The 20,840-nt window shown below is 69.7% G+C and carries 25 protein-coding genes; 16 read left to right on the top strand and 9 right to left on the bottom strand.

Annotated elements, in window-relative coordinates; all coding sequences use genetic code 11:
- Positions 1-2 precede the first annotated feature (2 nt).
- Positions 3-1,106, top strand: coding sequence for a M14 family metallopeptidase (locus FFI97_RS03115; protein WP_062477584.1), 1,104 nt, complete (start codon positions 3-5; stop codon positions 1,104-1,106).
- Between the two features lie 16 nt (positions 1,107-1,122).
- On the opposite strand, the gene FFI97_RS03120 is transcribed toward FFI97_RS03115, so the two are convergent.
- Entirely contained in the window at positions 1,123-1,920 is a 798-nt protein-coding gene (locus FFI97_RS03120; protein WP_070062549.1) for an enoyl-CoA hydratase/isomerase family protein, read from the bottom strand.
- 78 nt (positions 1,921-1,998) lie between these two features.
- Positions 1,999-2,433 carry a hypothetical protein gene (locus FFI97_RS03125; protein WP_223301410.1) on the bottom strand — a complete coding sequence of 145 codons (435 nt, stop codon included), beginning with the start codon at positions 2,431-2,433 and terminating at the stop codon, positions 1,999-2,001.
- Between the two features lie 136 nt (positions 2,434-2,569).
- Here FFI97_RS03125 and FFI97_RS03130 point away from each other — a divergent pair, with 136 nt between their 5' ends.
- Positions 2,570-2,785: a hypothetical protein gene (locus FFI97_RS03130; protein ID WP_095948954.1), complete on the top strand. Its 216-nt coding sequence runs from the start codon at positions 2,570-2,572 to the stop codon at positions 2,783-2,785.
- A 22-nt stretch (positions 2,786-2,807) separates the two neighbouring features.
- On the opposite strand, the gene FFI97_RS03135 is transcribed toward FFI97_RS03130, so the two are convergent.
- Entirely contained in the window at positions 2,808-3,722 is a 915-nt protein-coding gene (locus FFI97_RS03135) for a DUF808 domain-containing protein (RefSeq protein ID WP_139705658.1), read from the bottom strand.
- 90 nt (positions 3,723-3,812) lie between these two features.
- A complete protein-coding gene (locus FFI97_RS03140) occupies positions 3,813-4,331 on the bottom strand; it encodes a GNAT family N-acetyltransferase (RefSeq protein WP_062477596.1) in 519 nt (172 codons plus the stop codon).
- 86 nt (positions 4,332-4,417) lie between these two features.
- Here FFI97_RS03140 and FFI97_RS33550 point away from each other — a divergent pair, with 86 nt between their 5' ends.
- The 3 genes from FFI97_RS33550 to FFI97_RS03150 are packed head-to-tail and all read left to right on the top strand — an operon-like array spanning position 4,418 to position 5,137.
- Positions 4,418-4,564, top strand: a complete 147-nt coding sequence (locus tag FFI97_RS33550) for a hypothetical protein (RefSeq protein ID WP_167395057.1) — start codon at positions 4,418-4,420, stop codon at positions 4,562-4,564.
- A 4-nt stretch (positions 4,565-4,568) separates the two neighbouring features.
- Entirely contained in the window at positions 4,569-4,856 is a 288-nt protein-coding gene (locus tag FFI97_RS03145) for a VF530 family DNA-binding protein (protein ID WP_139705660.1), read from the top strand.
- Positions 4,853-5,137, top strand: coding sequence for a 2Fe-2S iron-sulfur cluster-binding protein (locus FFI97_RS03150; RefSeq protein ID WP_139705662.1), 285 nt, complete (start codon positions 4,853-4,855; stop codon positions 5,135-5,137). Before FFI97_RS03145 ends, FFI97_RS03150 begins: the two co-directional genes overlap by 4 nt.
- Before the next feature lie 3 nt (positions 5,138-5,140).
- Here FFI97_RS03150 and FFI97_RS03155 read toward each other — a convergent pair whose 3' ends face one another.
- Complete coding sequence (locus FFI97_RS03155) at positions 5,141-6,343, bottom strand: MFS transporter (RefSeq protein WP_139705729.1); 1,203 nt, start codon at positions 6,341-6,343, stop codon at positions 5,141-5,143.
- Between the two features lie 128 nt (positions 6,344-6,471).
- Between FFI97_RS03155 and FFI97_RS03160 the strand changes: the two genes are divergently transcribed.
- A complete protein-coding gene (locus FFI97_RS03160) occupies positions 6,472-7,143 on the top strand; it encodes an RluA family pseudouridine synthase (protein WP_139705664.1) in 672 nt (223 codons plus the stop codon).
- On the opposite strand, the gene FFI97_RS03165 is transcribed toward FFI97_RS03160, so the two are convergent.
- The 4 genes from FFI97_RS03165 to FFI97_RS03180 form a co-directional block, all read right to left on the bottom strand.
- Positions 7,130-7,570 carry a universal stress protein gene (locus tag FFI97_RS03165; protein ID WP_056579296.1) on the bottom strand — a complete coding sequence of 147 codons (441 nt, stop codon included), beginning with the start codon at positions 7,568-7,570 and terminating at the stop codon, positions 7,130-7,132. The genes FFI97_RS03160 and FFI97_RS03165 overlap by 14 nt on opposite strands.
- A gap of 130 nt (positions 7,571-7,700) precedes the next feature.
- The gene (locus FFI97_RS03170; RefSeq protein ID WP_139705666.1) at positions 7,701-8,450 is read right to left on the bottom strand and encodes a 2OG-Fe dioxygenase family protein; all 750 of its coding nucleotides are present in this window, start codon (positions 8,448-8,450) and stop codon (positions 7,701-7,703) included.
- A complete protein-coding gene (locus FFI97_RS03175; RefSeq protein WP_056579293.1) occupies positions 8,447-8,731 on the bottom strand; it encodes a DUF427 domain-containing protein in 285 nt (94 codons plus the stop codon). Before FFI97_RS03175 ends, FFI97_RS03170 begins: the two co-directional genes overlap by 4 nt.
- A 139-nt stretch (positions 8,732-8,870) precedes the next feature.
- Entirely contained in the window at positions 8,871-9,797 is a 927-nt protein-coding gene (locus FFI97_RS03180; RefSeq protein ID WP_062477611.1) for a LysR family transcriptional regulator, read from the bottom strand.
- A 234-nt stretch (positions 9,798-10,031) separates the two neighbouring features.
- On the opposite strand from FFI97_RS03180, the gene FFI97_RS03185 reads away from it, so the two are divergent.
- The 10 genes from FFI97_RS03185 to FFI97_RS03230 are packed head-to-tail and all read left to right on the top strand — an operon-like array spanning position 10,032 to position 20,839.
- Complete coding sequence (locus FFI97_RS03185) at positions 10,032-10,808, top strand: 5-oxoprolinase subunit PxpA (protein ID WP_370681324.1); 777 nt, start codon at positions 10,032-10,034, stop codon at positions 10,806-10,808.
- 41 nt (positions 10,809-10,849) lie between these two features.
- Positions 10,850-11,098 (top strand): acetyl-CoA carboxylase, encoded by a 249-nt coding sequence (locus FFI97_RS03190; RefSeq protein ID WP_095746198.1) that lies wholly within the window; start codon positions 10,850-10,852, stop codon positions 11,096-11,098.
- Positions 11,099-11,109: 11 nt separating this feature from the next.
- Entirely contained in the window at positions 11,110-12,501 is a 1,392-nt protein-coding gene (locus FFI97_RS03195) for an acetyl-CoA carboxylase biotin carboxylase subunit (RefSeq protein WP_139705668.1), read from the top strand.
- On the top strand, positions 12,498-13,397 hold the full coding sequence (locus FFI97_RS03200; protein WP_139705670.1) for a 5-oxoprolinase subunit B family protein: 900 nt from the start codon (positions 12,498-12,500) through the stop codon (positions 13,395-13,397). Before FFI97_RS03195 ends, FFI97_RS03200 begins: the two co-directional genes overlap by 4 nt.
- Entirely contained in the window at positions 13,387-14,364 is a 978-nt protein-coding gene (locus FFI97_RS03205; protein ID WP_139705672.1) for a biotin-dependent carboxyltransferase family protein, read from the top strand. Before FFI97_RS03200 ends, FFI97_RS03205 begins: the two co-directional genes overlap by 11 nt.
- A 52-nt stretch (positions 14,365-14,416) precedes the next feature.
- On the top strand, positions 14,417-15,499 hold the full coding sequence (gene torT / locus FFI97_RS03210; RefSeq protein ID WP_139705674.1) for a TMAO reductase system periplasmic protein TorT: 1,083 nt from the start codon (positions 14,417-14,419) through the stop codon (positions 15,497-15,499).
- 7 nt (positions 15,500-15,506) lie between these two features.
- The gene (locus tag FFI97_RS03215) at positions 15,507-17,015 is read left to right on the top strand and encodes a sugar ABC transporter ATP-binding protein (protein WP_221937659.1); all 1,509 of its coding nucleotides are present in this window, start codon (positions 15,507-15,509) and stop codon (positions 17,013-17,015) included.
- Positions 17,012-18,058 carry an ABC transporter permease gene (locus FFI97_RS03220; RefSeq protein ID WP_139705676.1) on the top strand — a complete coding sequence of 349 codons (1,047 nt, stop codon included), beginning with the start codon at positions 17,012-17,014 and terminating at the stop codon, positions 18,056-18,058. The genes FFI97_RS03215 and FFI97_RS03220 overlap by 4 nt, the downstream gene beginning before the upstream one ends.
- A 33-nt stretch (positions 18,059-18,091) precedes the next feature.
- Positions 18,092-19,363, top strand: a complete 1,272-nt coding sequence (gabT, locus tag FFI97_RS03225) for a 4-aminobutyrate--2-oxoglutarate transaminase (RefSeq protein WP_139705677.1) — start codon at positions 18,092-18,094, stop codon at positions 19,361-19,363.
- A gap of 12 nt (positions 19,364-19,375) precedes the next feature.
- Positions 19,376-20,839, top strand: a complete 1,464-nt coding sequence (locus FFI97_RS03230) for an NAD-dependent succinate-semialdehyde dehydrogenase (protein WP_139705679.1) — start codon at positions 19,376-19,378, stop codon at positions 20,837-20,839.
- Position 20,840: the final 1 nt, after the last annotated feature.

Below are 20,840 nucleotides of genomic sequence, written 5' to 3' on the forward strand. Positions count from 1 at the left end.
CCATGTCCCAGCCTGCCACCGCCGCCACCCGCCATTTCTCGGGCACGTACGTCGAAGCCCGCGCCAAGTTCCTCGAGGCCGCCGCGGCGCGCGGCGCCACCATCGAGTCGTTCGTGCACCCGACGCACCGCGGCGCGCTCGGCGAAGAACTCGCCACCGACGTCGCGCTGATCGGCGCGGCCGACGCCAGGAAGGTGCTGCTCGTCACCTCGGGCACGCACGGCCCCGAGGGCTTCTGCGGCTCGGGCGCGCAGGTGGCCACGCTGAACGACGCCGACCTGCTCGCGCGCCTCGAACGCGCGGGTGTCGCGCTGCTGCTGGTGCACGCGGTGAACCCGCACGGCTTCTCGCACCTGCACCGCACCAACGAAGACAACATCGACCTGAACCGCAACCACATCGACTTCAGCGCGCCGCTGCCGGTGAACGCCGAGTACGCCGACGTGGAGCCGCTGGTGCTGCCCGCCAGCTGGCCGCCAACGCCGGCCGACGACGCGGCGGTGGCCGCCTACATCGCCACGCACGGCATGACCGCCTTCCGCGCGGCCGTGACGCGCGGGCAGTACACCTCGCCCGACGGCCTGTTCTACGGCGGCACCGCGCCGTCGTGGAGCAACCGCACCATCCGCGCGATCCTGCGCGGCTACGCGGCCTCGGCCACGCACCTGGGCTGGATCGACGTGCACACGGGCCTGGGGCCCTACGGCCACGGCGAAAAGATCTACCCGGGCCGCAACACGCCCGAAGACCTCGCGCTGGCCCATGCCTGGTGGGGCGCCGACGTGTTCGCGCCCTTCGCGGGCGACTCGGCCTCGGCCGACGTGTCGGGCCCGGTGATATCGACGGCCTACGACGAATGCCCGAATGCGCGCGTCGCGCCCATGGGCCTGGAGTTCGGCACGCTGCCCGACCTGGAAGTGCTCGACCGCCTGCGCGCCGACACCTGGCTGCGCCGCCACCCCGAGGCGCCCGAAGCGCAGAAGCGCGAGATCCGCCGCCGCCTGCGCGACGCGTTCTACTGCGACAACGACGAGTGGAAGGGCATGGTGCTGGGCCAGACGCGCGTCGTGCTCCTGCAGACCCTGCAAGGCCTCAAGAGCGCCTGACCCGGCGGACTTCGGCTCAGCCGAAGTTCGGCGCGCGCTTCTCGCGCAGCGAGGCCACGCCCTCGCGCACGTCGGCGCCCGCGAAGCCCATGAACTCCAGCGCCAGCGAGGCGTCGAAGGTCGGCCCGGCCTGGCGCAGCCAGTTGTTCAGCGCGTACTTGGTGAAGCGGATCGCGCTCTGGCTGCCGGCCGCGAGGCGGTCGGCGATCTCGTAGGCGCGCGGCAGCAGGTCGGCCTCGTCCACCGCCAGCGACACCAGGCCGATGCGCTCGGCCTCCTCGCCGCTCACCGGCTCGCACAGCAGCAGGTGGTACTTGGCCTTGGCCATGCCGCACAACAGCGGCCACACGATGGCCGCATGGTCGCCCGCCGCCACGCCCAGGCGGGTGTGACCGTCGACGATCTTCGCGTTCTTGCTTGCAATGGAAATGTCGGCCAGCAGCCCCGCCACCAGCCCCGCGCCCACGGCCGGGCCGTGCATGGCGCTCACGATGGGCTTGTCGCAGTTGACGAGGTTGTAGACGAGGTCGCGCGCTTCCTTCCACACGCGCTGGCGCACGGTGTCGTCGGTGGTCATGTCCTGCACCATGCCCAGGTCGCCGCCGCCCGAGAAGCCCATGCCCTCGCCGCGCAGCACGGCGCAGCGCACCGTGTCGTCGGCCGCCACGTCGCGCCAGATCTCGGCCAGCTCGCGGTGGCCGTCATGGCCGGCCGTGGGCAGCTTGCCGTTGGCGGCGCGCATCTGGATGTCGAGCACCGCGCCGTTCGCGCCGCGGCGCGTGAGGGCGAGGGTCTGGTAGCGGGTGTAGTCCATGCGTGTGTCTCCGCCCCGCACGCACGGCCATGGCGCGGGGACTTCGTTCGGTGAGAGGAAGGACGAAAGGCCGGAGGCCTATTTTTGCGCGGCCAGCTCGCGGCAGCGCTTCACGTTCGCATCGAAACGCGGCGCCAGGCCCGGCTCGCAGGCGTCGTCGGCGGGGTTCAGCCTGCACATGCCGACCACCGCATAGTCCATGACGGCCGCCGTGCACATCGGGTAGGCGGCCAGCTCGGGGTTGGCCTTGGCCTTGAAGCCCCAGCGCTCGGAGAACTGCACCATGCGCGTCATCGCGCCGAGGAAGAAGCTGCGGTCCTTCGCGGCAATGGCCGCTTCCATGCGCGGCAGCTCCTCGTTGAGGTAGCCGACCGAGTCCAGCGGAAAACCGGCGGGGTCGGGCTGCGGCTGCGCGAAGGCCGTGGCGGCCATCACGGCCAGCGAGGCGCCCACGCAGGCGCGTCGCAACGGGAGGAAGAAGGCGGAACCGGTGGGCAGGTGGCGGTATGGCATGGCCTGCGATTCTGCAACGTTTGGAAGCATTTTTGCGCGCCGAGCGATGCGCGCACGCGACGTTTTGAGGCGGCCGCCTGCCTGCCCGCGCGGCGCGGGACAATGGCCGCTTCCGTTTTCCCTTGCAAAGACCCCCATGGCCCGACGCCCCCAACGACAGCTGCGCACCATCGAGCGCGGCATCCTCTGCCTCCTGATCGGCGTCGCCGTGCTGCTGGGGCCGCGCTTTCTGCAGGGCACGCGCTGGTTCGACATGGTGGCCGGCGCGTACCTCGTCGGCTGGTTCGCGCTCGCGCTGGGGGTGGCGCTGGTCGGCGTCGGCCTGTTCCAGCGCGGCAAGCCGGACCGCTGAGGCCCGGCCTTTACTCAAACGCTCAGTGCGCGGCCTTCTTGCCGCGCAGCTTGCCGACGAGTTCCACCACGGCCAGCACGACGGCGCCGGCCACGATCCCGACGACGGCATTGACGCCCATCGAGCCCAGCGTGCCGAACACGCCGCCCGTGGCCTTGGCCCAGTCTTCGACCGCATGGCCGAACGCCGGCACGCCGTGCACCAGGATACCGCCGCCCACGAGGAACATGGCGGCCGTGCCGGCCACCGACAGGCCCTTCATGAGCCACGGCGCCGCCGCCAGGATGCCGCGGCCCAGAGCGCGCGCCGCCGCGCTGCTGCGCTGGCTCAGGTACAGGCCCGCGTCGTCCAGCTTCACGATGCCGGCCACGAGGCCGTAGACGCCCACCGTCATGATCAGCGCGATGCCGACCAGCACGCTGAGCTGCGTCGTGAACGGCTGGCCCTGCACGGTGCCCAGCGTGATGGCGATGATTTCGGCCGAGAGGATGAAGTCGGTGCGCACCGCGCCCTTGATCTTGTCCTTCTCGACCGCGACCACGTCCACCGTGGTGTCGGCCACGGCCTTCTGGTGGCGCGCGGTGTCGGCCTCGTGCTCCTGCTTGTGCAGGAACTTGTGGACCAGCTTCTCGGCGCCCTCGAAGCACAGGAACGCGCCGCCCACCATGAGCAGCGGCGTCACCAGCCAGGGCAGCCAGGTGCCGATGGCCAGTGCGGCCGGCACCAGGATGGCCTTGTTGACGAGGGAGCCCTTGCACACGGCCCACACCACCGGCAGCTCGCGCTCGGTGCGCACGCCGGTGACCTGCTGCGCGTTCAGCGCGAGGTCGTCGCCGAGCACCCCGGCGGTCTTCTTGGCAGCAACTTTGGTGAGGACGGAGACGTCATCGAGCACGGTGGCGATGTCGTCGAGCAGCAGGAGCAGGCTGGTGGCCATGGGCGAAAGTCAGGCTGTGGAAGAAGCGGCGAGCTTATCCGCAGCCGATGGCCGCGCCGGTGAAGACCGTACGCGGCATCCGGGGGTGGATCAGTCCACCGCCCGCTTCAGGCGGATCTCTTCGACGCGCACGGTGCCCAGCGCCGTGGTCTTGGCGGTCTTCATCTCGCGCTTGAAGCCGGCGAGTTCGTGGAAGCGCATGGCGCGGTCGTTGCGCAGCGGCACCCAGATGGTGACCGTGGTGCAGCCTTCTTCGGCCAGGCCTTCGCGGGCGGCGTCCCACAGGGCCACGCCGGCGCCCTTGCCCCAGTGCTCGGGCTTGACGTAGATGGCCCAGATCTCGCCCGTGGTGGGCGGCGTCTTGGGGTCGCGCGAGCGGTCGAAGCCCACGAAACCGACGATCTCGCTGCCGTGCGTCACCACATGGACCTGGGGTTCGCTGAACTCGATGGCCTCGCGCCACTTGGCCTCGCGCGAGGCGGGGGCCAGCACGCGCAGGTCGTCTTCGGACAGGATGCCTTCGTAGGCGGCCTTGGCAGAGAGGGCATGGACTTCGGCGACGGCCTTGGCGTCGCGCATCGTGGCGGGGCGAACTTCGTAATCGGACATGAAAGCGGAAAAACGTGTGGAACCGGCTATTGTCGCCGCACCGCTAAACTCCTCCGGCATCCGCACGTATCAACTGGAGAAAGCACATGGCCAAGGGTCAGCAACGCACCAACAAGGAAGCGAAGAAACCGAAGAAGGACACCTCGCCGCCGAAGGCCCCCACCGGCGGCATCGAGCCCGTGCGCACCGTCACCACGGCGGTGATTCCGCGCGGCAAGCTCAAGAACAAGTGACCGAGTGACCGACGTCCCCGCGCCCGCCCCCAAGCCGGCGCAGCCGCGCAACCCGCTGCATGGCCTCACGCTGGAGACCATCGTCACTGCGCTGGCCGATTACTACGGCTGGGAGCAGCTCGGGCACCTGGTGCCGATCCGCTGCTTCATCAGCGAGCCCAGCGTGGGTTCCAGCCTCAAGTTCCTGCGCAAGACGCCCTGGGCGCGCGACAAGGTCGAGAGCCTGTACCTCTTCATGCTGCGCGAGCAACGCCGCGAACAGCAACAGCAGCAAGAACCTCCCGCGCGATGAAGGTCCGTCTCGAACCGTCGGGCCTCGAATTCGAGGCCGAGGCGGGCGTCACGCTGCTGCATGCGGCGGAGGCGGCCGGCATCGAGCTGCCCAGTTCGTGCCGCAACGGCACCTGCCGCACCTGCATCTGTCAGCGCCTGTCGGGCGAGAGCCGCCACCTCATCGAATGGCCGGGCCTGAGCTTCGACGAAAAGATCGACGGCTGGATTCTTCCGTGCGTGGCCGTGGCGCAGAGCGACCTCACGCTCGACACGCCGCAGGCGCGCGCCCTCTTCGACTGACGATCAGGACCGCGCCGACGCCGAAGCCGGCGCCGCGACCACCAGCCGGTCGCGCTGCGCCAGCGACGGGAACAGGCGGAACCACGTCAGCGCCACCAGCATCGTTCCCACGCCGCCGAGCACCACCGAGCCGACCGGCCCCAGCAGCGCCGCGGTGGCACCCGATTCGAACTCGCCGAGCTGGTTGCTCGCGCCGATGAAGATCGAGTTGACCGCGCTCACCCGCCCGCGCATGGCGTCGGGCGTTTCCAGCTGCACCAGCGTCTGGCGGATCACGACGTTGACCATGTCGGCCCCGCCCGACACCGCGAGCGCGACGAGCGAGACGAGAAAGCTCTTCGACAGTCCGAACACCACCATGCACAGCCCGAACGCCCCGACCGCCAGCAGCAGCGTGCGCCCCACGTTGCGCTCGACCGGCCGGCGCGTGAGCGCGATCGACATCACCAGCGCGCCCACGGCCGGCGCGCTGCGCAGCAGGCCCAGGCCCCAGGGGCCGGTGTGCAGGATGTCCTTGGCATAGATCGGCAGCAGCGCCACCGCGCCACCCAGCAGCACCGCGAACAGGTCGAGCGACACGGCGCCCAGCACCGGCTTGCGCTGCCAGATGAAATTGACGCCCGCGAACACCGTGGCCAAGGTGACCGGCTCGCGTGCGGCCGGCGCGTGGTCGTAGCGCAGCCGCAGCACCAGCACGCAGGCCACCGCGAAGCACAGCACGCTCGCGCCGTACACCACCGCCATGCCCGCCACGAACAGCAGCCCGCCGAGCGCCGGCCCGCCGATGATCGCGCCCTGCATGCCAGCCGAACTGAACGCCATCGCGCGCGACAGCAGCAGCGGCGGCACCAGCAGCGGCGTGAGCGCCTGCTGCGCCGGCATCTGGAAGGCGCGCACCGCGCCCAGCACCAGCGACAACCCGAGCAGCAGCCCGCGCGTGTCGTTCTTGTGCAGCACCGCGAACAGCAGCGCCAGTGCCACGGTGCCCTGCACCGCGAAGCACACCGCCACGATGCGGGCGCGGTGGTGCCGGTCCACCACATGGCCGGCCAGCAGCGCCAGCAGCAGCGCGGGCACGAACTGGTACAGGCCGACCAGGCCCAGGTCCCACGCGCTGCCGGTCAGCTCGTACATGTGCCAGCCGATGGCCACGAGCATCATCTGCGAGGCGGCGGTGCCGAACAGGCGCGCCACCCACAGCTGCATGAAGGGGCGCTCGCGCCTCAGGTCGGTGAACGTGGGAGACAAGGGAGAAGAAGCGGCGCCGGGCATATCGGTCGAGGATAGCCCAGCCTTCTTCCGGCTTTCTGAGCCTCTCTACACTCGCTGTCCCCATGACCGCTTCGCCGCCCGACCTGCTCCCCGTTCACGAAGACGCCCACCTGCTGGTGCTCGACAAGCCCGCCGGCCTGCTGTGCGTGCCCGGGCGCGGCGAGGACAAGCAGGACTGCCTGAGCGCACGCGCCCAGCGCCAGTGGCCCGATGCGCTCATCGTGCACCGGCTCGACATGGGCACCAGCGGCCTCGTGGTGATGGCGCGCGGCCTGGAGATGCAGCGCGCCCTGAGCGCGGCCTTCGCCGACCGCGAGGTGCACAAGCGCTACGAAGCCGTGGTCGACGGCGTGATGCCGCAGCGCGATGGCTGGTCGCTCATCGACGCCCCGCTGATGGCCGACTGGCCGCGCCGGCCGCTGCAGAAGATCGACCCTGCGGGCAAGCCCAGCCTCACGCGCTGGCGCGCTCTGAGCAGCGTGTCGCCGCCCGGCGGCCCTGCGGCCACGCATGTGCTGCTGGAGCCGCTCACCGGCCGTTCACACCAGCTGCGCGTTCACCTGCTGTCGATCGGGCACCCGATTTTGGGCGACGCGCTGTACGGCGACGCCGCGCTGCAGGCACGCGCGCCGCGCCTGCTGCTGCATGCCAGGGAACTGGGGTTCGTGCATCCCGCGACGCGGGAGCCGTTGCACTTCGAACGTGCGGCGGGCTTCGTGCTCAGCGGCCCTTGACGACCAGCACCGGCATGGTGGCGTCCTGCAGCACGCGCTGCGTCACGCTGCCCAGCAGCAGTTTCTCGATGCCGCTGCGCCCGTGCGAGCCCATCACGATCAGGTCGGCCGCGATGGCGATGGCGGTGTCCACGATGCCTTCGTGCACCACGTGGCCGTCGATCACGCGCTGGTCGCTGTGCAGGCCTTCGGCCGCCAGGGCGGCCACGCCGCGTGCGAGCGCCGCATTGGCGCTGGCGGTGGCCGCCGCGAGGTATTCGTTCTGGCCGAGCGCATAGTCCGCGCCCACGCCGATGAAGGGGTAGTTGTCGATCACGTGGATCAGCGTGATGCGGCTGCCGAAGGCCAGGGCGAGACCGCTGGCCTTGCTGACCGCGAGCATGGAAGTTTCGGAGCCGTCGATGGGGACCAGGATGTGATTGAACATGGCGGGACCTCGCTTAGCGTTCGCAGACAGACAGACTGACGGACCCGGTTCGCACCGGGTCGGGCCCCGAATTTAACCGCTATGCAGAACCCGCCCTGTAGGACTCCGACCAGCGAAGTCCGCAGGCGTCTCAATCCCCCTGGAAACCCTCAGACCGGCAGGTGACGACGAGCGTGTCGCGCCACCCATCGCCGCCCTCTTCCAGCGGCTGGATCGGCGTCGATTCGTGGATCACGCGCGCGTCGTCCAGCAGCAGCAGCGTCCACGGTTCGATCATGGTGAAGCGCTCGCCGCGCCGGCCGTTGGCCTCGAACACGCGCGTCTCGCCGCCCTTGATGCCCTGGCGCCCGATCAGCACCACCGCCACCAGGTCGACACCGTCGCGGTGCGCGCCTTCGGGCGTCGGGCGGCCGATGCCGCCGGCGGTGTCGATGCGGAACTGGTGCGCTTCCACGAACCAGCGCTGCGGTGCGCCGCGCATGTCGCTGCTCACCTGGCCCAGCTGCTGCATCAGCCGCTGCCACACCGGCTGCGCCACCGTGGCCTCGAGCATCGGCGCGAACCAGCGCTGCATGCCACCGTGCAGCGCGTTGTATTCGACCGGCTGCCAGTGCGCGCGGTGCGGCACCTGCGCCAGCGTGGCGTCGGGCTCGACCGTGAAGCAGGCGTGGCGCCGCGTGCGGTAGCGGCCACCGTCCTTCAGGTACTCGTCGGGCGGCAGGTCGTTCCAGTCGGCGTGCAGCGCCTCGAGCTGCGCCAGCGGCACGCCGAGCCAATCGCACACGCCCTGCGGGCTGAGCACCGCGTAGCCGTGTTCGCGCAGCGCACCGGCCAGTTCGGCCGGCGGCGTGAACGGGGGAGCGAAGGCGGCGGTGCTCACTGGGCGCTGACCTTCACGTCCTTCCAGAACGCGACGCGGTCACGGATTTCCTCGGCTTCGGGCTTCGGGTCGGGGTAGTACCAGGCGGCGTCGGCATGGAGCTCGCCGTTGACCAGCAGCGAGTAGTAGTTCGCCGAGCCCTTCCACGGGCAGGTGGTCTTGTGGTTGCTGAAGGTGACCACGTCGCGGTTGAGCGAACTCATCGGGAAGTAGTGGTTGCCTTCGACGAGCACGGTGTCGTCGCTTTCGGCGATGGTGACGCCGTTCCAGGTTGCTTTCATGGGATCGATCTCCGGGGAGGTGCAAGGTGCCGATGCCGCATTGCGCGCTCGGGACAGCGGCTATTGTGACGCTGGCGCGACGTGCTTTCCTTGCGCCGGGTCATCCCGGCCCGATGCCGGCAGGGTTTCCCCGGCGGCGTCAGGCGCGGCCGCGCCCCGTGCGCCCCGATGCCGGCTCGAGAAAGAGCTGCCGGAAATAGTTGCGGAACGCGGTCATCGCCGGCGAAAACTCCACGCCCTGCTTCCACCCCAGGCCGATGTTCATCGTGGGCACCGCGTCGCGCAGGTTGATGGTCTCGATGCGCTTGCCTTCCAGCGACCACGGCCGGTACACCATGTCCGACAGCACCGTCACGCCCAGCCCGTTGGCCACCGTGCTGCGCACCGCCTCCACCGAACTCGTGCGCAGCCGGATCTGCGGCTGGTGCGGCGTCTTGCTCCAGTACTTGAGCGCGGTGGCCGCGGCCTCGTCGACCGTGAGCATGATGTAGGGCTCGGCCGCCACGTCGGCCAGCGTCACCTCGGCCTTGTCCAGCAACGGGTGCTTGGCCGGCACCCACAGCCGGCGCTGCGAGCCGAAAAAAGTTTCGAGCGACAGCTCGCGCAGCACCACGTTCGACGTGAGTACCACGCCGATGTCGTAGCGCTGCGTGATCAGGCCCTCCTCGATGGCTTCGCGCGCCACCTCGTGCACCTTCACCGTCACCTGCGGATGCAGCTGCTCGAAGCGCTGCAGGTGGTGCGGCAGGAAGTAGCCCAGCACCGTGTAGCTGGCCGCGATGGTGAGCGAGCCCTCGACGTTCTCGCCTTCGTGCGGCATGCGCACCGCCTCGTCGGCCGCCGACAGCACCGCGTAGGCGTGGCTCAGGAAGCGGCGCCCGGCCTTGGTGAGTTCCACGCCGTGCGGGTGCCGCTCGAAGAGCTGCTGCCCCATCAGCTCCTCGAGCTCGCGGATGGCGGTGGTCACGGCCGACTGCGAGATGTTCAGCTGCAGCGCCGCGTGCGAGATGCGCCCCACCTCGGCCACCGCCGAGAAGTACTTGAGCTGGCGAAGGGTCAGGGACATGGCACCGTCTTCCTAGGGTATTTACGGATACGCGCTGCCTGCCTCGGGCGAAAACCCGATACCGCGCGATCGCTTCCCTCCAGCGTAGCGCCCAATCCAGCCGCTTGCAGCATCTGTTTTTCAGATATCGGGCCGCCTGAAAACAATGCTTTTCGGCCTTTCGACTGCTGGCTAACCTTCGCGCCAACCTGCACCGCCCCCTTGGCGATGCGCACCACACAAAGGCGGGACGACGTGACGAAGACAACGCGGATCGATCTGAATTCCGACATGGGCGAAGGCTTCGGCCCCTGGACCATCGGCGACGGCGTGGACGAGCAGCTCATGCCGCTGATCAGCTCGGCCAACATCGCGACCGGCTTCCATGCCGGCGACCCGAACATCATGCGCAGGATGGTGCTGCTGGCCCGCGAACACGGCGTGGGCATCGGCGCGCACCCGGGCTTTCGCGACCTCGTGGGCTTCGGGCGCCGCCACATCACCGCGCCGGCCGACGAGCTGGTGAACGACATGGTCTACCAGCTCGGCGCGCTGCGCGAGTTCGCGCGCCTGGCCGGCATGACGCTGCAGCACATCAAGCCGCACGGCGCGCTGTACATGCATGCGGCGCGCGACGAGGCGCTGTCGCGCGCCCTCGTCACCGCACTGCAGCAGATCGAACCCACGCTGCGCCTGTTCTGCATGGAATCGTCCGTCACCTTCCAGGTGGCGCGCGAGTTGGGCCAGCCCGTGGTGCGCGAGTTCTATGCCGACCGCGACTACGACCTGAGCGGCTCCATCGTCTTCACGCGCCGCGTCGGCGCGCTCGACCCCGAGGCCGTGGCCGCCAAGGTGCTGCGCGCCTGCACCGAGGGCGTGGTGCGCACGGTCGAAGGCGAAGACGTGGCCATCGGCTTCGACTCGGTCTGCATCCACAGCGACACGCCCGGCGCGCTCGCGCTGGTGCAGGCCACACGGCGCGCCCTTGCCGACAACGGCATCGAAGTTGCAGGCCTAGCCAAGCCCGCCTGAGTTTTTTCCTCGTTACCCGAACCTGTTCCAGGAGTGTCCCGATGCCCGCTACCCATGAAGTCCTGAGCCCGCTGCCGGGCACCTTCTACCGCCGCTCGGCGCCCGACGCGCCGCCGTTCAAGGCCGAAGGCGACACCGTGGCCGTGGGCGACGTGCTCGGCCTCGTCGAGGTGATGAAGCAGTTCAGCGAAGTCACGGCCGACGCGGCCGGGCGCCTGGCGCGCTTCGCCGTCGAGAACGGCGAGCCGGTCGATCCGGGCCAGCTGCTGGCCGTCATCGAAACGGCTTGAGGCACCCGCCCATGACCGCCGCATTCGACACACTGCTGGTCGCCAACCGGGGCGAGATCGCGGTGCGCATCATCCGCGCCGCCAAGGAGCTGGGGCTCAAGACCGTCGCCGTCTACAGCGACGCCGACGCGCAGAGCCTGGCCGTGCGCATGGCTGACAAGGCCGTGCGCATCGGCCCGGCGCACGCCACCAAGAGCTACCTGAGCATCGACGCGATCCTGCAGGCCGCCGCCGACAGCGGCGCCGGCGCGGTGCATCCGGGCTACGGCTTCCTTTCGGAGAACGCCGCGTTCGCCGAGCGCGTCGAGGCCGCGGGCCTGGTGTTCGTGGGCCCGACGCCGCATGCGATCCGCACCATGGGCGACAAGGCCGCGGCACGTGCCGCCGCCCTGCGCGCCGGCGTGCCCACCGTGCCCGGCAGCGCGGGCGTGGTGACCGACCCCGACACCGCCGTCGAAGTCGCGAAGGACATCGGCTACCCGATCATGATCAAGGCCTCGGCCGGCGGCGGCGGGCGCGGCATCCGCGTGGCGCACGACGAAGCCGAGCTGCGCCAGCAGTTCGCCACCGCCACTGCCGAAGCGCAGGCCGCTTTCGGCAACGGCGAGGTGTACCTCGAACGCTTCATCCGCCAGGCGCGCCACATCGAGGTGCAGATCCTGGGCGACGGCGAGCGCGTGGTGCACTGCTTCGAGCGCGAATGCTCGCTGCAGCGGCGCCGCCAGAAGGTGTGGGAAGAAGCGCCCTCGGCCGCCATCAGCGAGGCCACGCGCGCCGCGCTGTGCGAATCGGCACTGCGGCTCGCACGCGCCGTGGCCTACCGCGGCGCGGGCACGCTCGAATACCTGTACGACGACGACACGCGCGAGTTCTTCTTCATCGAGATGAACACGCGCATCCAGGTCGAGCACCCGATCACCGAGATGGTCACCGGCGTCGACCTCGTGAAGGAAATGCTGCGCATCGCGCTGGGCCAGCCGCTGCGCCTGCAGCAGGACGACATCCGCCTGACCGGCGCGGCCATCGAGGTGCGCATCAACGCCGAGAACGCGGCGAAGAACTTCATGCCGAGCCCCGGCCTCGTGTCGCAGCTCGTGGTGCCGGGCGGCCCCGGCGTGCGCTTCGACACCTTCCTGTTTCCCGTCTACACCGTGCCGGCGTACTACGACTCGCTGCTCGGCAAGCTCATCGTGCACGACACCGACCGCGCCAGCGCGCTGGCCCGCATGCGGCGCGCGCTCGGCGAGCTGCAGGTGGAAGGCATCCACACGACGATCCCGCTGCACCGCGCGCTGTGCGAGGACGCCGACGTGGCGAAGGCCGCGTTCCACACGGGCTTTCTCGAAACCTGGCTCGCGGCGAATCCATTGCCCGACGCCCCTGCTTTGAAGGTGACCGCATGACCGCTGCCAGCACCCTCCCCGCCCAGGCCCGCTACAGCTTCGGCGGCGACGAGCACCTGTTCGTCGAGATCAGCGAAGAGATGTCGCTGCCCGCCTTCTTCAAGGGCATGGCGATCTGCAACGAACTGCGCCGCCGCGCCCTGCCCGGCGTGACCGAGATCTGCCCGGCCAACGCCGCGTACCTCGTGCGCTTCGACCCCGACGCCATCGCGCACTACGCGCTGCTCGCCACGCTGAAGGAAATCGAAGCCGGCCTGGGCGACGCCGACCTGCAGATGCAGACGCGCATCGTCGAGATTCCCGTGCTCTACAACGACCCGTGGACGCACGAGACGCTGATGCGTTTTCGCGAGCGCCACCAGGACCCGTCGAGCACCGACATCGAATACGCCGCACGCATCAACGGCCACGCCTCGGTCGAGGCCTTCATCGAGGCGCACTCGTCGGCGCCATGGTTCGTGTCGATGGTCGGCTTCGTGGCCGGCCTGCCCTTCCTGTTCCAGATGGTCGAGCGTCAGCGCCAGATCCAGGTGCCCAAGTACCTGAGCCCGCGCACCGACACGCCCAAGCTCACGCTGGGCCACGGTGGCTGCTTCAGCTGCATCTACTCGGTGCGCGGCGCGGGCGGCTACCAGATGTTCGGCGTCACGCCCGCGCCGATCTTCGACCCGGCGCAGCGGCTGTCGTACCTCAAGGACCTGATGGTGTTCTTCCAGCCCGGCGACATCGTCAAGTGGAAGCCCATCGACCGCGCCGAGTACGACCGCCAGATTACGCAGGTCGAGGCCGGCACCTACGCGCTGCGCATCGCGCCCGTGTCGTTCTCGCTCAATGAATTTTTGGCCGACCCGGACGGCTACAACCAACAGCTGCTGAAGGTGCTCCATGGCGATTGAAGTCCTCAAGCCCGGCCTCGCGACCAGCGTGCAGGACGCCGGCCGCCCCGGCTACTACCACCTGGGCATTCCGCTGTCGGGCGCGCTCGACCAGCAAAGCCTGGTGCTCGCGAACCTGCTGGTGGGCAACGACGAAGGCGCGGCCGTCATCGAGAGCACGCTGCTCGGGCCCGAGCTGCAGTTCGACGCGCCCGCGCTGGTGGCCGTGACCGGCGCCGACGCGAAGATCAAGCTCAACGGCAACGAGATGCCGCGCAATGAATCCTTCACGGTGCAGGCCGGCGACAAGCTGAGCTTCGACTTCATGAAGCTCGGCGCGCGCATGTGCATCGCCGTGGCCGGCGGCATCGACGTGCCGGTGGTGCTGGGCAGCCGCTCGACCTACGGCCTGGGCGCGTTCGGCGGCTTCAACGGCCGCAAGCTGCTGGCCGGCGACAAGCTGCCCGTGGGCACGCCTTCGGCCAGCGCCCGCGCAGGCCGCACGGTCGATGCCGCGCTGCTGCCGGTGCTCGAGAAGGAAGTGGCCCTGCGCGTGCTGCCGGGCATCTACTTCCATCGCCTGCAGGAGGTGTCGGTGCAGAGCTTCTTCGCCGACACCTGGACCGTCGGTTCCGAGGCCGACCGCATCGGCTACCGCTACAAGCACGGCACGCCGCTGAAGTTCCAGGACCGCACGCCGCCCTTCGGCGCGGGCGACGACCCGTCGAACATCGTCGATGCGGGCTACCCCTACGGCTCCATCCAGGTGCCGGGCGGACGCGAGCCGATCATCCTGCACCGCGATGCGGTGTCGGGCGGCGGCTACGCCATGGTCGGCACGGTCATCAGCGCCGACATGGACCTCATCGCCCAGATGCAGCCCAACCACAAGGCGCGCTTCGTCGAGGTCGACATGGCGCAGGCGCTCGAAGCCCGCGCCGAGCGCCGACGACGGCTCGACCGCCTGCGGGCCGCACTCGCGGCCTGACGCGCGCCCGTCCTCCCCTTTTTCTTCACTGCTGTCACCCAAGGAGTTCTTCATGAACAGCTCGCCCCTGCGCGTTTCATTGATCGCCGCTTCGCTCGCCGCCGCCCTGGCGTGGCACGCCCCGGCCTCGGCCGCCGACTGGTTTCCCTACAAGGCCGAGGCCACCGAACCCGCCTTCTCGGCCGAGGGCACGAAGAAACCCATCGACTACACGCCGCTGGCCAAGGCCGCGAAGAAGTGGGACATCTGCGTGTCGTTCCCGCACATGAAGGACGCCTACTGGCTCGGCGTGGACTACGGCGTGATCGAAGAGGCCCGCCGCCTGGGCGTGAAGCTGCAGGTGGTCGACGCGGGCGGCTACACCAACCTGGGCAAGCAGGTCTCGCAGATCGAGGACTGCGTGGCGCGCGGCGCCAATGCGGTGGTCATCGGCGCGATCTCGGGCGACGGGCTCAACAACGTCATCAAGGCCACGGCCGCGAAGAAGGTGCCGGTGATCGACCTGGTGAACGGCATCAGCTCGCCCGACCTGTCGGCCAAGTCGCTCGTTTCGTTCTACACGATGGGCCAGTCGACCGGCGAGTACCTCGCCAAGAAGCACCCTGCCGGTTCGCCGGCGGTGAAGGTCGGCTGGTTCCCCGGCCCGGCCGGCGCGGGCTGGGTCGAGGCCGCGCACAAGGGCTTCATGGAAGCGATCAAGGGCAGCGCCGTGACAGTGCTCGACCCCAAGTACGGCGACACCGGCAAGGAGGCGCAGGCCAAGCTGGTCGAAGACGTGCTGCAGGGCAACCCCGACCTCGCCTACGTCGCCGGCACGGCAGTGACCGCCGAGGCCGCCACCGGCATCCTGCGCGCGCGCAACCTCGACAAGAAGGTGCAGGTGCTCTCGTTCTACATGACGCCGGGCGTGTACGAAGGCATCCAGAAGGGCCGCATCGTGGCCGCGCCGGCCGACTCGATGGTGATCCAGGGCCGCATCGCGGTCGACCAGGCCGTGCGCCTGCTCGAGAACAAGGACGTGGTGAAGCACGTCGGCCCGAAGATCTTCGTGGTCGACGCCGGCAACATCAAGACCGTGAAGCAGGCCGACATCCTGCCGCCGACCGGCTTCAAGCCGGTGTTCGAGGTCAAGTAAGCCGGCCATGGCTCCCGTGCTGCTGCAGACCCTCGGCCTGGGCAAACGCTACCCCGGCGTGCTCGCGCTCGATGCGATGGACTTCGAGCTGCGCGCCGGCGAGGTGCACGTGCTGTTCGGCGAGAACGGCGCCGGCAAGTCGACGCTGATCTCGCTGCTGGCCGGCGCCAACGTGCCGACGGCGGGCGAGATCCGCATGCACGGCGCGCCGGTGAAGTTCGCCAACGTGCACGACGCGCGGCGCCACGGCATCAGCGCGGTGTTCCAGGAGTTCTCGCTGATCCCCACGCTGTCGGTGGCGCAGAACCTGAGCCTGGGCGAGGAGCCGTGCCAGGGCGGCCTGCTCGACCGCACGGCGGTGCGCGAACGCGCCCGCACGATGCTGGCCGACCTGGGCTTCGAGATCGATGTCGACGCGCCCGTGGCGGGCCTCACGCGCGCGCAGCAGCAGATGGTGGAGATCGCCAAGGGCCTGCGCGGCGAGGTGTCGGTGCTGATCCTCGACGAGCCCACCGCCTCGCTCACCGACACCGAGACGCAGCGCCTGTTCGAGCTGGTGGCGCGGCTGAAGGCGCGCGGCGTGGGCATCGTCTACATCTCGCACCGCATGCAGGAGATCGCGCAGATCGCCGACCGCATCACGGTGCTGCGCGACGGCCGCAAGGTGACGACGGTGGACGCGCATGCGACCAGCGCCGACCGGCTCATCGAGCTGATGAGCGGTCGGGCCATCGACAACATCTACCCGCGCATCGCCGCCAACCCCGGCGAGGTGGTGCTGCAGGTCGAAGGGCTGGCCTCGCCCAACGGCGTGCGCCACGCCAGCCTCATGGTGCGGCGCGGCGAAGTGGTCGGGCTCGCGGGCCTCGTGGGCTGCGGCAAGTCGGAGCTGTTCCGCGCGATCTACGGCCTCGACCCCGTGAGCGAAGGCCGCGTGCTGTTCAAGGGCCAACCGCGCACCGGCGCGACGGTGCGCCAGCTGCTCGACGAGGGCCTCTTCTACCTGCCGCCCGACCGCAAGGGCGAAGGGCTGGTGCTCGGCTTCACCTCGCGCGCCAACATCACCTTGCCGCTGGTGCACGGGCCGCTGCGCGGGCGCGGCGGCTGGCTGCGCAAGCGCCTCGGGCGCCGGCTTTCCACGACCGCCGCCGAGCGCGTCGAACTCGCGCCGCGCAACCTCGAACGGCCCGTGGGGCTGCTCTCGGGCGGCAACCAGCAGAAGGTGCTGTTCGGCAAGGGCATGACGCGCGACGCCGCGCTCTACGTGTTCGACGAACCCACGGTCGGCGTCGACGTCGGCACCCGCAGCGCGCTGTACGAGGTGATCCGCAAGCTCTGCGAAGGCGGCGCCGCGGTGGTCGTGATCTCGTCCGACCTGCCCGAGGTGCTGCACCTGAGCCACCGCGTCTACGTGATGTGCCGCGGCGAGATCGCCGGCGAGCTGCACGGCGACGCCATCCAGGAAACCGCCGTGCTCAACCTGTTTTTCGGCCCCAGCGAGAACCCCTCCTCATGACTTCGCCTTCCCTCACCGCCGCCCCCGCGGCTCCCACGCCCGGCCTGGCCGGGCGCGCCCTCGGCCTGCTGCGCAGCCTCTTCCTGCGCCTGGGCGTGCTGCCCTTCATGCTGGTGATCGCCTGCGTGGTGTTCGCCACGCTGTCCGACCAGTTCCTCACGGTGCAGAACCTGGTGAACCTGCTGCGCCAGTCGGTCTACCTGATCCTCGTGTCGCTGGGCCAGATGCTGGCGCTGGTCACCGGCGGTTTCGACCTCTCGGTGGGCACGGTGATGGCGATCACCTCGGTGGTCTCGGCGCTCGCCATGCAGGCGCTGGGCGCGGCCTTTCCCGACGCGGCCTGGATGGTGGTGCTCGTGGGCTGCGCCTGCGGGATGCTCGCCGGGCTGGTGGTGGGCCTGGTCAACGGCTTCGGCGTGGCGGTGATCGGCGTGTCGCCCTTCATCGTGACGCTGGGCGTGCAGTCGATCGGCTTCGGCTTCGCGCTGTTCCTCACGGGCGGCGTGCCGGTGTCGGGCATGCCGGCGCAGTTCAGCGAGTTGTTCGGCTTCGGCACCGTGCTCGGCGTGCCGGTGCCGATCCTCGTCACGGCCGTGTGCGTGGCCGGCATGGGCCTGCTCATGGGCCGCCTGCCGACCGGCACGCACCTGCTCGCGGTGGGCGGCAACGCCAAGGCCGCGGCGCTGTCGGGCATCGACACGCGCCGCGTGCTGCTCATGGCCTACCTGCTGTGCGCAGGCCTGGCGGCCGTGAGCGGCCTGCTGCTCACCGCGCGCGTGGAAACCGGCGAGGCCAACCTCGGCGGCACCGTGGCGCTCGAATCGATCGCGGCCTGCGTGATCGCCGGCGTGAGCCTGCGCGGCGGCATCGGCCGCGTGCCCAACGTGGTGATGGGCGCCATCTTCATCGGCCTGGTGCAGAACGGCATGAACCTGGCCAGCGTCGGCTCGTACCTGCAGATGGTGGTGCTGGGCGCCCTGCTGATCGTGGCCGTGGTCGCCGACCAGATCCGCCATCGCATGGTGGCGCCGGGCAGCCACTGAGCCTCCAACCAACACAAGCAACGAAGGAATCTCATGACATCCAAGACCAACGCCGCCATCGACGCGCGCCGCATCGCCGCCACGCCGCGCGGCGTCGGCATCGGCTTTCCCATCTATGCAGAGCGCGCGCTCAACGCCGAGCTGTGGGACGTCGAAGGCCGGCGCTACATCGACTTCGGCTCGGGCATCGCGGTGCTCAACACCGGCCACCGGCATCCGCGCGTGGTGGAGGCGATCCGCACGCAGCTTGATCGCTTCACCCACACGGCCTACCAGGTGGTGCCGTACGAGAGCGTGGTGTCGCTGGCCGAGCGCCTGAACCGCCTCACGCCAGGCACCCACGCCAAGAAGACCGCCTTCTTCACGACCGGCGCCGAGGCGGTCGAGAACGCCATCAAGATCGCGCGCGCCGCCACGCGCCGGCCCGGCGTGATCGCGCTGGGCGGTGGTTTTCACGGCCGCACCTTCATGGGCATGGCGCTCACGGGCAAGGTGGTGCCGTACAAGACCGGCTTCGGGCCCTTTCCCGGCAGCATCTTCCACGTGCCCGCGCCGATCGCGCTGCACGGCGTGTCGGTGGACGATTCGCTGCGCGCCATCGACAAGCTGTTCAAGGCCGACATCGAGCCCGAGCAGGTGGCCGCGATCATCCTGGAGCCGGTGCAGGGCGAAGGCGGTTTCTACGCCGCGCCGCCCGCCTTCATGCGCGCGCTGCGCGAGATCTGCGACCGCCACGGCATCCTGCTGATCGCCGACGAGATCCAGACCGGCTTCGCGCGCACCGGCAAATGGTTTGCCATGGATCACTACGACGTGGTGCCCGACCTCATGACCATGGCCAAGAGCCTGGCCGGCGGCACGCCGCTGTCGGCCGTGTGCGGGCGCGCCGAGATCATGGACGCGCCCGCCCCCGGCGGGCTCGGCGGTACCTACGCCGCCAACGCACTGGCCATTGCGGCGGCGCATGCGGTGCTCGACGTGATCGAGGACGAACGCCTGTGCGAGCGCGCGCAAATACTGGGCGACCGGCTCAAGGCACGCCTCGAAGGGCTGCGCGCCAAGGTACCGCAGATCGCGGACGTGCGCGGCCTGGGCGCGATGGTGGCGGTCGAGTTCGCGGGCGCCGACGGCGCGCCCGACCCCGAGTTCACGAAGCAGGTGCAAACCCGAGCACGCGACGCGGGTTTGCTGCTGCTGACTTGCGGCGTGCACGCCAATGTGGTCCGCTTCCTGTTCCCCCTGACCATCGAAGACGCGGTGCTCGGCGAAGGCCTCGACATCCTCGCCGCCGCATTGCAAGCCTGAGACAAACCACCCATGCCACTGAAACTCCAAGACCCGACCCTGCTGCGCCAGCAGGCCTGCATCGCCGGCGCCTGGGTGAATGCCGACAACGGCACCACCGTCGCCGTCACCAACCCCGCCACCGGCGAGCACATCGGCACCGTGCCCATGTGCGGCACCGAGGAAACCGTGCGCGCCATCGCCGCCGCCGAGAAGGCCCAGAAGGCCTGGGCCAAGGTGCCCGCCAAGGAACGCTCGGCCATCCTGCGCAAGCTCAACGACCTGATGCTGGCGAACGTGGACGACCTCGCGCTCATCATGACCACCGAGCAGGGCAAGCCCCTGGCCGAAAGCCGCGGCGAGATCGCCTATGCCGCCTCGTTCATCGAGTGGTTCGCCGAAGAAGCGCGCCGCGTGTACGGCGACACCATTCCCGCGCCGCAGGCCGACCGCCGCATCCTGGCGCTCAAGCAGCCCGTGGGCGTCACCGCCGCCATCACGCCCTGGAACTTCCCCACCGCCATGCTCACGCGCAAGGCCGGGCCCGCGCTCGCGGCCGGTTGCGCCATGGTCGTGAAGCCGGCCACGCAGACGCCGTTCTCGGCGCTGGCCTTTGCGGTGCTGGCCGAACGCGCGGGCGTGCCCAAGGGCCTGCTGTCGGTGCTCACCGGCTCGGCCAGCCAGATCGGCGGCGAGATGACGCGCAGCCCCATCGTGCGCAAGCTCACCTTCACGGGTTCGACCGAGGTGGGCCGCACGCTCATGAAGCAGTCGGCCGACACCATCAAGAAGCTGTCGCTCGAACTCGGCGGCAACGCGCCCTTCATCGTGTTCGACGATGCCGATGTCGATGCGGCCGTCGAAGGCGCGATGGTGTCCAAGTACCGCAACACCGGCCAGACCTGCGTGTGCGCGAACCGCCTCTACGTGCAGCGCGGCGTGCTCGAGGCCTTCACGCAGAAGCTGGTGGCCAAGGTCAACGCGCTGAAGGTCGGCAACGGCACCGAGGCCGGCGTCAACCAGGGCCCGCTGATCGACGCCAAGGCGGTCGAGAAGATCGAGGAGCACGTGGCCGACGCCGTCGCCAAGGGCGGCAAGGTACTCGCGGGCGGCAAGCGCCATGCGCTGGGCGGCCTGTTCTACGAGCCGACCGTGATCGGCGGCGCCACGCCCGACATGCTGTTCGCGCGCGAGGAAACCTTCGGCCCGCTGGCGCCGATCTTCGCGTTCGACACCGAGGCCGAGGCCATCGCCGCGGCCAACGACACCGAGTTCGGCCTGGCCGCGTACTTCTACAGCCGCGACATCGGCCGCATCATGCGCGTGGCCGAGGCGCTCGAATCGGGCATCGTGGGCGTGAACACAGGCTTGGTGTCGACGGCCGAGGCGCCGTTCGGCGGCGTCAAGCAGTCGGGGCTGGGGCGCGAGGGCTCGAAGTACGGGCTCGACGACTTCCTCGAGGTGAAGTACGTGTGCCTGGCGGGGCTGGACAGCTAGC

It is taken from the genome of Variovorax sp. KBS0712, from assembly GCF_006323185.2.
Lineage (GTDB): Bacteria > Pseudomonadota > Gammaproteobacteria > Burkholderiales > Burkholderiaceae_C > Variovorax > Variovorax boronicumulans.

Bases quoted from the DNA above. Each gene is read 5' to 3' on its own strand.
- FFI97_RS03115 (WP_062477584.1), top strand. From the start codon at position 3: ATGTCCCAGCCTGCCACCGCCGCCACCCGCCATTTCTCGGGCACGTAC.
- FFI97_RS03120 (WP_070062549.1), bottom strand. From the start codon at position 1,920: ATGGACTACACCCGCTACCAGACCCTCGCCCTCACGCGCCGCGGCGCG.
- FFI97_RS03125 (WP_223301410.1), bottom strand. From the start codon at position 2,433: ATGCCATACCGCCACCTGCCCACCGGTTCCGCCTTCTTCCTCCCGTTG.
- FFI97_RS03130 (WP_095948954.1), top strand. From the start codon at position 2,570: ATGGCCCGACGCCCCCAACGACAGCTGCGCACCATCGAGCGCGGCATC.
- FFI97_RS03135 (WP_139705658.1), bottom strand. From the start codon at position 3,722: ATGGCCACCAGCCTGCTCCTGCTGCTCGACGACATCGCCACCGTGCTC.
- FFI97_RS03140 (WP_062477596.1), bottom strand. From the start codon at position 4,331: ATGTCCGATTACGAAGTTCGCCCCGCCACGATGCGCGACGCCAAGGCC.
- FFI97_RS33550 (WP_167395057.1), top strand. From the start codon at position 4,418: ATGGCCAAGGGTCAGCAACGCACCAACAAGGAAGCGAAGAAACCGAAG.
- FFI97_RS03150 (WP_139705662.1), top strand. From the start codon at position 4,853: ATGAAGGTCCGTCTCGAACCGTCGGGCCTCGAATTCGAGGCCGAGGCG.
- FFI97_RS03155 (WP_139705729.1), bottom strand. From the start codon at position 6,343: ATGCAGCTGTGGGTGGCGCGCCTGTTCGGCACCGCCGCCTCGCAGATG.
- FFI97_RS03160 (WP_139705664.1), top strand. From the start codon at position 6,472: ATGACCGCTTCGCCGCCCGACCTGCTCCCCGTTCACGAAGACGCCCAC.
- FFI97_RS03165 (WP_056579296.1), bottom strand. From the start codon at position 7,570: ATGTTCAATCACATCCTGGTCCCCATCGACGGCTCCGAAACTTCCATG.
- FFI97_RS03175 (WP_056579293.1), bottom strand. From the start codon at position 8,731: ATGAAAGCAACCTGGAACGGCGTCACCATCGCCGAAAGCGACGACACC.
- FFI97_RS03180 (WP_062477611.1), bottom strand. From the start codon at position 9,797: ATGTCCCTGACCCTTCGCCAGCTCAAGTACTTCTCGGCGGTGGCCGAG.
- FFI97_RS03190 (WP_095746198.1), top strand. From the start codon at position 10,850: ATGCCCGCTACCCATGAAGTCCTGAGCCCGCTGCCGGGCACCTTCTAC.
- FFI97_RS03195 (WP_139705668.1), top strand. From the start codon at position 11,110: ATGACCGCCGCATTCGACACACTGCTGGTCGCCAACCGGGGCGAGATC.
- FFI97_RS03200 (WP_139705670.1), top strand. From the start codon at position 12,498: ATGACCGCTGCCAGCACCCTCCCCGCCCAGGCCCGCTACAGCTTCGGC.
- FFI97_RS03205 (WP_139705672.1), top strand. From the start codon at position 13,387: ATGGCGATTGAAGTCCTCAAGCCCGGCCTCGCGACCAGCGTGCAGGAC.
- torT (WP_139705674.1), top strand. From the start codon at position 14,417: ATGAACAGCTCGCCCCTGCGCGTTTCATTGATCGCCGCTTCGCTCGCC.
- FFI97_RS03215 (WP_221937659.1), top strand. From the start codon at position 15,507: ATGGCTCCCGTGCTGCTGCAGACCCTCGGCCTGGGCAAACGCTACCCC.
- FFI97_RS03220 (WP_139705676.1), top strand. From the start codon at position 17,012: ATGACTTCGCCTTCCCTCACCGCCGCCCCCGCGGCTCCCACGCCCGGC.
- gabT (WP_139705677.1), top strand. From the start codon at position 18,092: ATGACATCCAAGACCAACGCCGCCATCGACGCGCGCCGCATCGCCGCC.
- FFI97_RS03230 (WP_139705679.1), top strand. From the start codon at position 19,376: ATGCCACTGAAACTCCAAGACCCGACCCTGCTGCGCCAGCAGGCCTGC.